Annotated in this window: 16 protein-coding genes; 13 read left to right on the top strand and 3 right to left on the bottom strand. The window is 32.1% G+C overall.

Annotated features, from left to right (window positions below; all coding sequences use genetic code 11):
- Positions 1-29 precede the first annotated feature (29 nt).
- The 3 genes from DMZ43_RS00675 (at position 30) to DMZ43_RS00665 (ending at position 1,821) form a co-directional block, all read left to right on the top strand.
- A complete protein-coding gene (locus tag DMZ43_RS00675) occupies positions 30-629 on the top strand; it encodes a hypothetical protein (RefSeq protein ID WP_131505786.1) in 600 nt (199 codons plus the stop codon).
- Between the two features lie 44 nt (positions 630-673).
- The gene (locus DMZ43_RS00670; protein ID WP_131505785.1) at positions 674-1,198 is read left to right on the top strand and encodes a hypothetical protein; all 525 of its coding nucleotides are present in this window, start codon (positions 674-676) and stop codon (positions 1,196-1,198) included.
- A 155-nt stretch (positions 1,199-1,353) separates the two neighbouring features.
- Positions 1,354-1,821: a hypothetical protein gene (locus tag DMZ43_RS00665; RefSeq protein WP_131505784.1), complete on the top strand. Its 468-nt coding sequence runs from the start codon at positions 1,354-1,356 to the stop codon at positions 1,819-1,821.
- Positions 1,822-1,867: 46 nt separating this feature from the next.
- Here DMZ43_RS00665 and DMZ43_RS00660 read toward each other — a convergent pair whose 3' ends face one another.
- On the bottom strand, positions 1,868-2,563 hold the full coding sequence (locus tag DMZ43_RS00660; RefSeq protein ID WP_131505783.1) for a bifunctional 2-polyprenyl-6-hydroxyphenol methylase/3-demethylubiquinol 3-O-methyltransferase UbiG: 696 nt from the start codon (positions 2,561-2,563) through the stop codon (positions 1,868-1,870).
- 122 nt (positions 2,564-2,685) lie between these two features.
- Between DMZ43_RS00660 and DMZ43_RS00655 the strand changes: the two genes are divergently transcribed.
- From DMZ43_RS00655 to DMZ43_RS00640, 4 genes are all read left to right on the top strand, one after another.
- Complete coding sequence (locus DMZ43_RS00655) at positions 2,686-3,180, top strand: YkgJ family cysteine cluster protein (RefSeq protein WP_131505782.1); 495 nt, start codon at positions 2,686-2,688, stop codon at positions 3,178-3,180.
- Positions 3,181-3,194: 14 nt separating this feature from the next.
- Entirely contained in the window at positions 3,195-4,040 is an 846-nt protein-coding gene (locus tag DMZ43_RS00650; protein ID WP_131505781.1) for a sterol desaturase family protein, read from the top strand.
- A 34-nt stretch (positions 4,041-4,074) separates the two neighbouring features.
- The gene (locus DMZ43_RS00645) at positions 4,075-4,902 is read left to right on the top strand and encodes a glycerophosphodiester phosphodiesterase family protein (RefSeq protein ID WP_131505780.1); all 828 of its coding nucleotides are present in this window, start codon (positions 4,075-4,077) and stop codon (positions 4,900-4,902) included.
- A 174-nt stretch (positions 4,903-5,076) separates the two neighbouring features.
- Positions 5,077-5,481 (top strand): hypothetical protein, encoded by a 405-nt coding sequence (locus tag DMZ43_RS00640; RefSeq protein WP_131505779.1) that lies wholly within the window; start codon positions 5,077-5,079, stop codon positions 5,479-5,481.
- Here DMZ43_RS00640 and DMZ43_RS00635 read toward each other — a convergent pair.
- Positions 5,478-6,725, bottom strand: a complete 1,248-nt coding sequence (locus tag DMZ43_RS00635) for an exo-beta-N-acetylmuramidase NamZ domain-containing protein (protein ID WP_131505778.1) — start codon at positions 6,723-6,725, stop codon at positions 5,478-5,480. The genes DMZ43_RS00640 and DMZ43_RS00635 overlap by 4 nt on opposite strands.
- Before the next feature lie 9 nt (positions 6,726-6,734).
- Between DMZ43_RS00635 and DMZ43_RS00630 the strand changes: the two genes are divergently transcribed.
- The gene (locus DMZ43_RS00630; protein WP_129759072.1) at positions 6,735-7,973 is read left to right on the top strand and encodes an ABC transporter permease; all 1,239 of its coding nucleotides are present in this window, start codon (positions 6,735-6,737) and stop codon (positions 7,971-7,973) included.
- A 49-nt stretch (positions 7,974-8,022) separates the two neighbouring features.
- On the opposite strand, the gene DMZ43_RS00625 is transcribed toward DMZ43_RS00630, so the two are convergent.
- Positions 8,023-8,241, bottom strand: a complete 219-nt coding sequence (locus DMZ43_RS00625; RefSeq protein ID WP_131505777.1) for a hypothetical protein — start codon at positions 8,239-8,241, stop codon at positions 8,023-8,025.
- 221 nt (positions 8,242-8,462) lie between these two features.
- On the opposite strand from DMZ43_RS00625, the gene DMZ43_RS00620 reads away from it, so the two are divergent.
- The 5 genes from DMZ43_RS00620 to DMZ43_RS00600 all read left to right on the top strand — a co-directional run bounded on the left by DMZ43_RS00620 (position 8,463) and on the right by DMZ43_RS00600 (position 13,817).
- Positions 8,463-9,443: a PLP-dependent cysteine synthase family protein gene (locus DMZ43_RS00620; protein WP_131505776.1), complete on the top strand. Its 981-nt coding sequence runs from the start codon at positions 8,463-8,465 to the stop codon at positions 9,441-9,443.
- Positions 9,444-9,494: 51 nt separating this feature from the next.
- Entirely contained in the window at positions 9,495-10,766 is a 1,272-nt protein-coding gene (locus DMZ43_RS00615) for a DUF2851 family protein (protein WP_131505775.1), read from the top strand.
- A gap of 17 nt (positions 10,767-10,783) precedes the next feature.
- Positions 10,784-11,011 carry a PspC domain-containing protein gene (locus tag DMZ43_RS00610; RefSeq protein WP_129759067.1) on the top strand — a complete coding sequence of 76 codons (228 nt, stop codon included), beginning with the start codon at positions 10,784-10,786 and terminating at the stop codon, positions 11,009-11,011.
- Positions 11,012-11,017: 6 nt separating this feature from the next.
- Complete coding sequence (locus DMZ43_RS00605; RefSeq protein ID WP_129759066.1) at positions 11,018-12,037, top strand: TrkA family potassium uptake protein; 1,020 nt, start codon at positions 11,018-11,020, stop codon at positions 12,035-12,037.
- Positions 12,038-12,146: 109 nt separating this feature from the next.
- Positions 12,147-13,817 (top strand): sodium:alanine symporter family protein, encoded by a 1,671-nt coding sequence (locus DMZ43_RS00600; RefSeq protein WP_131505774.1) that lies wholly within the window; start codon positions 12,147-12,149, stop codon positions 13,815-13,817.
- Positions 13,818-13,820: the final 3 nt, after the last annotated feature.

Below are 13,820 nucleotides of genomic sequence, written 5' to 3'. Positions count from 1 at the left end.
CCATTAATACTAAAAAACCAACAAATTGAATGATAAACAAATTTTTAAACGCTAAACATTGGCAGTTATTTACCTTAATGTTCGGAATTCCGATTTTATTACAAATAATTACTATGATATCAATGTTTGCGAATATTGACTCAAACGGAAACTCTAACCAAACAGGAATGCTGAATATGATGAAAATATTTCCAATTATAATGTTCCTTTATGTTGGACTGTTTTTTGGTTGGTTTTGGTCTATTGGAATTGGATTACAGAAATATATTCCAACAGACATAAATATGAAAATTAAAAAGTTTAAAATATTCTTCTTTATTCCTCTAATTTATATTCTTTTTCTTTTAGCTGTAATCGGAACTACATTTTACGGAATTTCAGCTGGAAGTAATGCTGTTGGTGGAATTATTGGGAAAATGTTATTTGTTGTTATTCCAATGCATTTATTTTCAATGTTCTGTATATTCTATTTGCTATATTTCGTTTCAAAAACAATCAAAACGACTGAATTAAAACGAATAGTAACTTTTGGTGACTTTATAGGAGAGTTTTTTATGATTTGGTTCTTTCCAATTGGAATTTGGTTTATACAACCGAGAATAAATAAAATAGTATCTTTAAAATCATAACTAACGGTTGTGCAAGACCGTTGTGCAACAATTAAAGAAACATTGTGAAAAGAATAATCTTTATATTTCTAATTTTAATTTTGTCTTGTAACGGAAATAAAAAAACGGACGAAACTGCAAACGAACAAAATACTCAATCAGAATTCAAATTAGCAAAATCTGATTATACTGTTTTAACATATCAACCTGAATGGTATTGGATGTTTAAAAATGTTGAACCTGCCGAATTATCGGAATCAGAACTAATTGATATTGAAAAAATATTAAGAATTGCTATTAAAGAAAATAACGACTCACGAAAAATTGCACTAAAAAATAATCCAAACAAAGAACTATTTGAATCACGTTATTTATTGAAAATTGATGGATTTAAAAGACAATATGTTCCAATAATCAACAATGAAGGACAAAAAGAAGTATGGATAAATCTTTTTTGTGATGAACATGGAATGGAATATTGGAAAAATGAATTATTTGAAGTTGAAGATGGTGGAAATTGTTATTATAATCTAAAAATCAATTTAGAAACGAAAAAATATTATGATTTAAGTATTAACGGATATGCATAAATGCCATTGTACAAAAACTGCTATAATTCATTTTAGTTGGGTTCATAATTGAAATCCAATCTTATTCGCTATCTTTCTGGAATAAGTCATGCACAAGACCGTTCCTCATAATAGTGGAACATCATTCTGAAAATGAATTATTAAAAACATAAAAAATGAATAAACTACTTCTGATTTTATTTCTATTCTCAATTAGCGCAACAGCACAAAAACTTGATAGAAAAGCATACTATGAATATTCTGAAGATCTTGAATTTCGAATATTTGGAATAAACAAACAAAGAATAATTGATAGAGGAAATGGATATTATACAAATAATATTGTTGCTGAAAAAGGAAGAAGGTTTATTACAATAATTTTTGAATTTAAAAATAACTCTTCCCAATCTCAAGAAATAGATTTTAATGAAATTTATATTCGTGATAACAATGGGGAATTACATAAAATTGATTTTGTTGTGATGTCTATGAAACTGACTGCAAGAACAAATAAATTAGAACAAAAACTAAAAGCCAATACAAAAAGAAAAATAGTTGCTCAATTTAGACCTTCATTTGATAAAGATGAAATTATTGACGAATTAGTAATCGGAGAAAAAATTATTAAGCTGAATTATAACTAAAACTATTGTGTGCAACAATCCACAACCGCATTTAAGATAGATTCAACTAAAATATCCTCGCCAAATAATCAAAATGCACACCTTCCATAACGAGTTCGCAGTGTAAACCCAAAGTATCGCAAGCGGTTTTTAGTGTGTCAAAATCTAGATACAACCATTTCATAGGCTGTTCTTCTTCACCTTTATAACTTAAAAAATAGTCTAACTCGCCAAAGTAATTGGCATTGGTGTCAATCCATAAACCACCATCGTCGTCTTCATACATATATGAAATATCTGAGGAGTCAATTAAAATTTGTCCGTTAGGATTTAATAACGATTTTAAATGCTTTAAATAAGTGGCAACCTGAGAAAGCTGTTGGAAAATTCCTGTACCATTCATAAGTAATAAAATGGTGTCAAACGTTTCTGTAACATCTAAAATAGCAGTTTGCGATACATTGTTTACACCACGTTCTTGAGCTACTTTTACAGCACCTTGGGAGATGTCTATAGCTTTTACGTTAAACCCTTTCTCTTGAAGATACAAGCTATGGCTTCCTGCACCACAACCTACATCCAAAATGTGTCCTTTGGCAAGCTGTAAAGCGTGTTGCTCTAGCTTAGGCATATCCTTATAAGCCCTAAACAAATAAGGAAGCGGAAGCTCATCTTCATCTGAGATATTGGTCCAGGTTATAATATCTTCAGAATAGTTGTTATTCTGATAATCCAGTAAAGCTTTTCCAAAGATATCTTTCATTTGTTACTACTTGTTGAGTCAGTTAGAGTAATTTTATTGAGTTGGTTTCAATAACTTATGTAAAATTATTTTGTCATGCTGAACTTGATTCAGCATCTCATTAAAATTTATATTTTTACACTATGCAAGATGTTATAAATAATCTCCCAAAGCTCGCCAAAGATAAGCATAAGGAAAACAAAACCTTCTTTACCAAGCTTAAAAAAAAGCCACCAAAACAATTGGACTACATCATGCAGGAGCTACACGAAGATGAGTTTGAAAAAACCGATTGCTTGCAATGTGCTAATTGCTGTAAAACGACAGGTCCTTTGTTTACCGATAAAGATATTGATAGAATTGCAAAGCATTTTAGGTTAAAACCCTCTCAATTTATTGACCAATATTTGCGTATTGATGAAGATAACGATTATGTATTGCAGAGTGTACCTTGTACGTTTTTGGATGCTGATAATTATTGCGCTATTTATGATGTAAGACCAAAGGCGTGTAGAGAGTTTCCGCATACTGACAGAAAAAAGTTTCAGCAAATTGCTAATCTTACCATGAAAAATGTAGCGATTTGTCCTGCAGCATACAATATTGTGGAGGAAATGAAAAAAAGAATTAAATTGTAAAAAAAATAGAATTGATGGAACAAATCATTAATTATTTTGAAACCATACCTTCTCTACATAGAAGTATATTGCTGGTAGGAGGTATTACCTTGTTTTGGCTTTTGGAAGGCGCAATTCCCTTGTTTCGATTTAATTATAAAAAATGGCAACATGCCTTACCTAATTTCTTTTTTACTTTAACCACTATTGTTATCAATTTCGGTTTAGCATTTTTGTTATTAAAAACTGCCGATTGGGTTAAAAACAACGACTTTGGTATTATCAATTGGCTACCAGAAATGCCTTTGTGGTTATATGCAATACTAGGTGTTATGTTGTTAGACTTTTTTGGAGCTTATTTAGCACATTTGGTTGAGCATAAAGTAAAACCTTTGTGGATGGTGCATTTAGTGCATCATACAGATCATAAAGTGGATACAACCACAGGTAACAGACATCATCCTATTGAGAGTGTTATTCGGTTTAGTTTTACTTTGCTAGGTGTTTTTATTGTTGGAACACCAATTGCTTTGGTGTTTTTGTATCAATCGCTTTCAGTTATTTTTACACAGTTAACGCATGCAAATATTAAATTGCCGAGACGCGTAGATAAAGCGATAAGCTACTTTTTTGTATCTCCTGATATGCATAAAGTGCATCATCATTATGTATTGCCATATACCGATTCTAACTACGGAAATATCTTTTCAATTTGGGACAGACTTTTAGGAACTTATATGGAATTGGATAGAGATAAACTTGTGTATGGAGTTGATGTATTTCCTGATGAAGCTGAAAACAGCCGAATTTCAAATTTATTGACACAACCTTTTCAGAAGTATAAAAAACCAACAATTAAACCTTCAAATGAACAACGTTAAAAGCGTATTCTGCATATTAGTTTTACTGTTTACAATGAGTTGCAATACAAACACAACAATAGGAGTGCAAGGTCACAGAGGCTGTAGAGGATTGCTTCCTGAAAATTCGTTACCAGCTTTTGAAAAAGCAGTTGCGCTTGGTGTTAACACACTAGAGTTGGATTTAGCTATTTCTAAAGACAAGCAAGTTGTAGTATCTCATGAGCCATTTATGAGTCGATTTTATTGCTTAAAACCTAACGGAGAAGAGATTTCCATCAATCAGGATTTGGCGTTTAATTTTTATGAAATGGATTACGATTCCATTAAGTTGTTTGATTGTGGTACAAAGCAACATCCAAGATTTCCTCAGCAAAAAAACATGAAAACCCATAAACCATTGCTGAGTGAAGTGTTTAAGTTGAGCGATGCTTTAAATTCTGAAATCAGATATAATATAGAAATAAAGGCAAAACCAGAATACGACAACATTTATACACCAGAGCCTAAAGAATATGTTGCTTTAGTCTTAAAAGTGATTGATGAATATAATATTGGAGAGCGTTGTAATTTACAGTCGTTTGATATAAGAATACTTGAAGAAATAAAACGACAAGCACCAAGTATGACACAAGCTTTATTGGTTGATGAAAACGAAGTTATTGCTGATAAGCTAAACGCGTTGAGTTTTAAACCAGAAATTATTAGTCCGTATTTTCAGTTACTGACTAAAGATGTGGTGACTCAATACCAAAAAGAAGGGTATAGTATTATTCCTTGGACAGTTAATGAAAAGGAAGACATGCATACTGTAATTTCTTATGGTGTAAATAGTATTATTACCGATTATCCAGATGTGCTTATTGGAATTTTAAATGATTGAAAATTCTTATTTTGAAGTGCTTCATCGAAATTTTTTACTGATTATTCCTATTTTTTTACCGTTCATAGATTTTTTAGGGTTATAAAAAATAATCCATATAGATTTATAACGAGGGTATTACAAAAATTTAAAAGCTATTAATTCAATATTAGTTGTAACTAATAGTATTTTTTTATGGGAAAATATCGCAGGTTTGTAATAGCTTCATTTATTGGGCTTGCTGCACAAAAAAACTACGGTCAAAAAGACTTTGCATTGCTCGAAAAGAACAATAACTACAGAGCAAACGGCTTATATCACGAGCTTAACAAAACCAAAGACACTTTAATTCTTAAAGGCGATAAAAAAATTACGTATGTGTATTCTATAAATAAAGAGTACAAACGCGAAATTGATACTTATGCAGGCACAAACGAATTTAAAGTATCCTTAAAACATCTTAGTAAAGGAAAACATATGTTTGTGGTTGATCAATCGCCATTAAAAATCATATTTGTTATAAAAATACTTCATGATAGACCAAAACCAATTGGTGATGGTGATATAAAAATAACTGCTATTGAAAGTAAAAAAGACTAGTTGTAAATTATATACGGTTTACGCATTTCATCATAGGCTTTTAAACTTCTAACCCAAGTTTTTTTAATCTCGTAAGCAGTGAGTTTGTTTTCAATTTGCTTGCGTAATTCAGTAGTTCCAGCAAGTTTTGTAAAGAAATCGTTGAAGAAAATAGGTTTGTCTATAGTATTGTTATAAGCTTCTATTAAGTAGTTTAAATCTAATCGGCTTAAATGATCTTTGCCACTTAAGTCTTCACCAAAACATAGCATACCTTCGTGTTTTGGATATTTAGCACCTGCATTTGGTTGAGGCAAAAATTTAAAAGTATACACCTCTTTGTCAAGATAAGGACTTCCGTAAATTTCAAAAGGTTTTGGAGTTCCTCTACCAGCACTCACATTTGTACCTTCAAAAAAGCAAAGACTAGGATACAGGTTTATAGCTTTGTCACTTGGTAAATTAGGCGAAGGTGCTATAGGTAAACTGTATGGTGTTTTGTGAGTGTAATTTTTAACAGGAATAATAGTAAGCTCACATTGAATACCATTATTCAGCCATTGTTCGCCATTAATCATTTTAGCGTATTCACCAATGGTCATTCCGTGTACAACAGGTACAGGATGCATGCCAACAAAACTTTTGTGCTCAGGTTCTAAAATAGGACCATCAGTATAATGTCCGTTTGGGTTTGGTCTATCTAAAATTAAAACAGGAATATTCAATTCGGCACAAGCTTCCATGACGTAGTGTAATGTTGAAATGTAAGTGTAAAAGCGAGCGCCAACATCTTGAATGTCAAAAATTATAACGTCTATGCCTTCAAGTTGCTCTGCAGATGGTTTTTTATTATTACCATACAATGAAATAATAGGTAAGTTGGTTTTAGTGTCAACACCATCTTTTATGAGTTCTCCAGCACTTGCAGTTCCTCTAAAACCATGTTCAGGAGCATAAACAGCTTTAATGTTGATGTTTTTGGCTAATAAAGAATCTACCAAATGCGTGTATTGGTCTTGCGTTTTGGTGTCTTTAAAAATCACCGAAGTTTGATTAGCCACAATACCTACGCTTTTATTTTTAAGTATGTCTAGATAAGCCTCGGTTTGATTAGCTCCAACTATAATAGTAGCATCGTCATGCTGAGCATGTCCAAGCATCTCATTAGAGCTTTGTTCTTTATCTTCAGACTTTGCTCCACTTCCACATGAAATTCCTATTAAAACAAATAATAAAACCGTATTTTTGAGGACCTTTAATCGCATATTTTTATTTTGAATTACGAGTTTTTTTTAGCAAAACGTATTATTGGTAGTAAAACGTATAAAAGTAGTGTTTCGGCTCCAATAATAAAAATAGGAATCACAGCAATTGCTATTGGTATTGTAGTGATGTTAATTGCTATTGCTACTGGTTTGGGCTTACAACAAAAGGTTAGAGATAAAATTGTAGCGTTTAATGGTCATGTGATAATTACCAATTATGACACCAATGTGTCTGACGAGTCTGAAACTCCAATTTCTACCAATCAAGAGTTTTACCCAAATTTTAATCAGGTTGAAGGCGTAAAGCACATTCAGGCAGTGGCTAAAAAGTTTGGTGTTATTAGGACCGAAACCGATTTTGAAGGTGTAGTTTATAAAGGTGTAGGAAGAGAGTACGATTGGAATTACCTTAAAGAGTTTTTAGTGGAAGGTGAGTTGCCAAATTTTGGTGAATCAATGAGTAATGAAGTATTGATTTCTTCGTATTTAGCCAATAGGTTGAAGTTAAAACTGAACGATACATTTCAAACCGTTTTTGCTAAAGAAGACATTAATCAAATACCAAATATAAGAGCCTTTAAAATAGTTGGAATTTACAATTCAGGATTTCAAGAGTTTGACAAAACTTTTGTTATTGGCGACTTAAAACATGTACAACGACTCAATAAATGGAAACCTGATGAGGTTGGGAATTTTGAAGTCTTTATTGATGATTATTCACAATTAGATGAAAAAGGAAGGGCCATTTTTAAAATAACGCCTTCAAATCTTGATACACAAACAGTGACTCGAAAGTTTTTGTCTATTTTTGAGTGGATTAAAATTTTTGATAACAACACCTACGGAATAATTGGTATCATGATTTTAGTTGCAGGAATTAATATGATTACTGCTTTATTGGTGCTTATTTTAGAACGTACACAAATGATAGGAGTTTTAAAAGCGCTAGGAAGTAGTAACTGGAGTATTAGAAAAGTGTTTTTGTACAATGCTACCTACTTAATTGGTTTAGGTTTGTTTTGGGGAAATCTTATAGGATTGTCTTTGCTTTTTGCGCAACACTATTTTGGGCTACTTAAATTTCCAAATCCTGAAGAGTATTACGTATCTACCATTCCTGTGTATATAAGCTTAGATTACATTTTGTTATTAAACATTGGTACGTTTGTAGTGTGTTTACTTATGTTGTTGGTGCCATCTGTAATTATCTCTAAAATAGCTCCTGTAAAAGCAATTAGGTTTGAATAAAAAAAGGCTTTAAGTTTTTCACTTAAAGCCTTTTTTAAAAATGAGTTAACTATTTGTTTTCTAGTACTTCATCGTCTTTTTGTGCATCTTCACAAGTTCCTAATGAGTCACCTTCATGTTGTATTAAGTGAGCTACTGCTGCCGGAAGCGCAATATTAATAGTGTGAGGGTTGTTGTTTACATTATGGCAAACATCTACTTTAATAGCTGAAAAGCCAGCAAGCATACCAATTAATAGAGTAGTGAAAAGAAAAGTTTTTGATTTCATAATCATTGTATTTTTGGGTTAATAACAAAGTAATATTAATTGTAAATTTTTGTTATAACTAATTGATTTGTAGTTTTTTCGATGTTTTTTATAAAAAAAGGGATTAACTGAAAAACCTTAAAGTTGAAATACGTATAACATCGTTAAACGATTACGAATCTTTTCCTTTTTATAAAACTATACTCATGCTTTTTGCTACTTTTGCAGAGTAAAATAAGAATATGGACTACGCTAAAAATATACTAGAAACCATTGGTAATACACCATTGGTAAAACTCAATAAACTTACTCAAGAATTGCCATGTTTGGTATTGGCTAAATACGAAACATTTAATCCTGGTAACTCTGTAAAAGATCGTATGGCTTTAAAAATGATTGAAGATGCTGAGGCTGATGGTCGTTTAAAACCAGGAGGAACTATTATTGAAGGCACCTCAGGAAATACAGGAATGGGTTTAGCATTAGCAGCAATTGTAAAAGGTTACAAATGCATTTTTGTAATTAGCGATAAACAATCCAAAGAAAAAATGGATATTCTTAGAGCTGTTGGTGCTGAGGTTGTGGTTTGTCCTACTGATGTTGCTCCAGATGATCCAAGAAGTTACTATTCGGTGTCTAAACGTTTGTCGCAAGAAACACCAAACTCATGGTATGTTAATCAGTATGATAATCCAAGTAATGCAAAGGCACATTATGAAAGTACTGGTCCAGAAATATGGAAACAAACCGATGGAAAAGTAACTCATTTTGTGGTTGGAGTTGGAACAGGAGGAACTATTTCAGGTGTTGGGAAATATTTAAAAGAGCAAAACCCAGAGGTAAAGGTTTGGGGAATTGATACCTACGGAAGTGTCTTTAAAAAATACCATGAAACAGGAATTTTTGACGAAAACGAGATTTATCCTTATGTAACCGAAGGTATTGGTGAAGATATTTTACCTGAAAATGTAGATTTTTCAATAATTGATGGTTTTACAAAAGTAACCGATAAAGATGCTGCAGTTTACACACAGCTTTTAGCTAAAGAAGAAGGGATGTTTTTGGGTAATTCTGCTGGAGCAGCTATAAAAGGTTTGTTGCAACTTAAAGACCACTTTACTAAAGACGATGTTGTTGTGGTGTTGTTTCATGACCATGGTAGCAGATATGTTGGTAAAATGTTTAATAACGATTGGATGAAAAAAATGGGCTATATTGATTAAATAGCCTGTTTTTACATGAAGCATGTATTAAATATTTTTCTATTTTAGTATATGCAAGAGGATTTTCTTCATTATATATGGCAACACAAAAAGTTTGATATTCAACAGTTAACTACTGTTGCTAATGAAGTTGTTACTATAAAATCTGTAGGACAGCACAATCATAATTCTGGTCCAGATTTCTTTAATGCTCAGTTGTATATTGATCAACAACTTTGGGCTGGTAATGTTGAAATTCATGTGAAGTCAAGCGATTGGTTTGTGCATTCGCACGAGCAAGACAAAGCTTACGATAATGTAATACTTCATGTGGTTTGGGAACATGATACAGATGTATATCGAAAAGACAATACCATTATACCAACGTTGCAACTCAAAGATTTTGTAAACACTAACCTTATCCAAAACTATAAAGCACTTTTTACACAATCTAATAAGTGGATTTACTGCGAAGATGACTTTGGAAATATTGATGATTTTACTTTAAGCGCATGGTTAGAGCGCTTGTTTTTTGAACGACTACAACGAAAGTCAAATGCTATTGATACACTGCTTAACACTTCAAAAAATGATTGGGAAGCAGTACTTTTTAAAATGTTGGCTAAGAATTTTGGTTTAAAAGTTAATGGTGATGCTTTTTTGAGTTTAGCTCAGTCTGTAGATTTTTCAATAGTACGAAAGTTGACTACAAACCAAACTCAATTAGAAGCTTTGTTATTTGGTCAATCAGCACTGCTCAATGATGATGTGCAAAACGCTTACTTTCAAAATCTAGAAAAAGAGTATAATTACTTAAAGCATAAATTTAAATTAAGTAACGAGCAGGTTTTACCCATTCGTTTTTTTAGGTTACGACCACCAAACTTCCCAACAATTAGGTTGTCACAATTAGCAAGTTTGTATTATAAACATCAAAATTTGTTTTCAAAAATTATTGAAGCCAAAACAATAGATGAGTTGTATGCTGTTTTTTCAGTTAGCGTATCGTCATTTTGGGAAACACACTATACGTTTTCAAAAACATCCAAAACAAGTAAAAAGGCGTTGTCAAAATCGTTTATAGATTTGCTTTTGATTAATACCGTTATCCCTATCAAATTTGCTTACGCTAAAGCAAATGGTAAATTTATTGATTCTGAAATAGTTGATATTACACAACAAATAAGTGCTGAAAAAAACACAATAGTTTCAGCGTTTAAAGCCTTAAAACAAATACCCAATTCAGCATTGTATTCTCAAGCACTCATTCAACTTAAAACCGAATATTGCAATAATAAAAAGTGTTTGCAATGTGCAGTAGGCAATTCGTTAATCATTAAATAAAATTATTACATTGCAGCATGAATATTTTTTACAAGGCATTGTTATATTTTCAAAAGCATGGTTACTATGTTTGCCAACGTATTGCTGACCGTATTGGTATTAGAGCAAAAGTGGTTAGAACATCGTTTATGTATCTTACTTTTGTAACATTAGGTTTTGGTTTTGCATTATACCTGTTTATTGCCTTTTGGATGAAAATTAAAGACTTGCTCTATACTAAACGCACTTCGGTTTTCGATTTATAATTATAGATGAATCCATTAATAAAGCTCTTTAGATCCAGAATTTACACAGCAGTATTAATGCTGCTTTTGGTTATACTTATAGGTGTATTCGGATTTAAAATGTTATCAGGCTACACATGGATTGATGCAATATACATGACGGTTATAACCGTTACTACAGTAGGGTTTGGTGAAGTACAACCTTTAGATACGCAATCAAAAATTTTTACGGTATTTTTAATTTTGGCAAGTATAGTAATTGTAGGTTATGCTATATCCATTATTACCGAATATATCTTAAGCAAAAGCAATTATGAAGAACTAAAACAAAAAAAGATGCAAAAAAAGATTGATAGTCTTAAAAACCACATTATTATTTGTGGTTATGGAAGAAACGGTTCTCAAGCAGCAAAAAAGTTAATAGCTTATGAAAAGGACTTTGTTGTAATTGAAAAAGATAAAGAAATAATTGACAAGTTTCAAAGTGAATTAGTTAGCTTTATTCAAGGTAATGCCAATGAAGATGAAATTCTATTGCAAGCAGGAATTGATAGAGCAAGTACGTTAATTTCGGCACTTCCTAATGATGCAGATAATTTATTTGTAGTGCTTTCAGCTAGACAAATTAATAAAGACTTGACCATTATTAGTAGAGCCTCTCAGCAAACATCCTACAATAAACTAAAGCTAGCAGGAGCAAATAATGTTATTTTACCTGATATGATAGGAGGAGACCATATGGCTTCTTTGGTTGTGGTTCCTGATTTGATTGAGTTTATTGATAACCTATCTATTGTAGGCAAAGCCAATATAAATATTGAAGAAATTGCAGTAGAAAAGCTTTATAATCCATCAACAATAAAAACACTTCGCGATTTAGACCTTCGTAAAAAAACAGGATGTAATGTTATAGGTTTTAAAGATGGACAAGGCGATTATATTGTTAATCCTGAAGCTGATATTGAATTGGTGCCAAAATCAAAAATCATTGTGTTAGGTAGACCAGAACAAATAAAAAAGCTTAATTCCTTATACAATATTCAATAACAAGACATTCAATTTAACCTTAGATGTTTTAAAAACTCATTTTTTTTTAGCATCTTGTTACCCAATTAACATTAAATTATACTTAAACTAACTAAATTTTAATATACCCATGAAGAACTATCTTCTTACACTAATGACATTAATTTTACCACTAGCCATTTCAGCCCAAGAAAAGGGTTTGGATGAAATAGTAAATGATGCTTTTATGCCAGTTGCTGAAGGTTGGGAAGGATTTATTTTAACGTCTGTCCCAATTGCAGGTTTAAATGTACCAATAGTGGTTATTCTCTTAGTTGTAGGTGCCACTTTTTTTACGCTTTATTTTAAAGTACCTAGTATTACTAAATTTCCAACTGCAATTAATACAGTTAGAGGACGATATGTGGATATTGAAAAGCATGGTGTTGATAAATTATATGATAATGACGAAGCGTTAGCTGAAGAAGATATCCAAGATACTATTAGGGACGAAAGTGCTCATGGTGAGGTGTCTCACTTTCAGGCATTGGCAACAGCAGTTTCTGGTACTGTAGGATTAGGTAATATAGCAGGTGTTGCGGTAGCTATTGCAACTGGTGGTCCAGGAGCAACATTTTGGATGATTGTATGTGGATTATTAGGGATGTCAACCAAGTTTGTAGAGTGTACACTTGGTGTAAAATATAGAGATGTAGGAAAAGATGGAACTATCTATGGTGGTCCAATGTACTACTTATCAAAAGGATTAAAAGCAACAGGCAAAGCAGGACTAGGAAAAGTACTGGGAATTTTATTTGCGATTTTGTGTGTTGGTGCTTCTTTTGGAGGTGGAAATGCATTTCAATCTAACCAAGCAACAGTTCAAATATCTTCATTAATTGGTGTTTCAGGTGGAGCAACGGGTTCTATAATTGGTTTAATCCTAGCTGTGTTAGTTGGTATTGTAATTATTGGAGGTATCAAACGTATTGCTAAAATCACTGAAAAAATTGTGCCTTTTATGGCTGGGATCTATGTATTAGCAGCTTTAATTATCATTTTCGCAAACTTTAAATATATTGATGATGCCTTCGGGTTAATCATGGAAGGAGCATTTACACCAATGGCAGGACTAGGTGGATTTATAGGAGTGCTTATTGTTGGGTTCCAGCGTGCAGCATTTTCTAATGAAGCAGGAGCAGGTTCAGCAGCAATTGCGCATTCAGCAGTACGTACTAAATATCCAGCATCTGAAGGTGTTGTTGCTCTTTTAGAACCATTTATTGATACTGTAGTTATTTGTACAATGACAGCTTTAGTTATCATTTTCTTTAATATTGATGGTACAAATATGCAAAGTGTGTTTACTTATGGAGCTGTTGAAGGTAGTAACGTAATGATTAATGCTACTGGAGAGCGAATAGGAGGTGTTGATTTAACATCAGAAGCATTCGACTCAGTAATTCCAGGATTCTCTTATGTGTTAACTATTGCTATTGTATTGTTTGCGTTTTCAACAATGATTTCTTGGTCTTATTATGGTTTACAGTCTTGGAAATACCTTTTCGGAAGAGGTAAAGCGGCTGATTTAACTTATAAAATATTATTCTTATTATTTGTAATTATTGGAGCTGCTGCTACTTTAGACGCAGTAATTAAGTTCTCTGATGCAATGATATTAGCGTTGGTATTCCCTAACATGATTGGGTTATTACTCTTATTCCCTAAAGTAAGAGAGGAAATGAAACGTTACTTAGATGCTATTGCAATTAAAAAAGAAGCCTTAGAAGATGGTCATGAAGACATTACTAAGCACATGTAAAAT

The sequence above is a fragment of the Meridianimaribacter sp. CL38 genome (assembly GCF_004328055.1).
Taxonomy (GTDB): domain Bacteria; phylum Bacteroidota; class Bacteroidia; order Flavobacteriales; family Flavobacteriaceae; genus Gaetbulibacter_B; species Gaetbulibacter_B jejuensis.
This window is presented reverse-complemented; position numbering and strand designations above follow the sequence as displayed.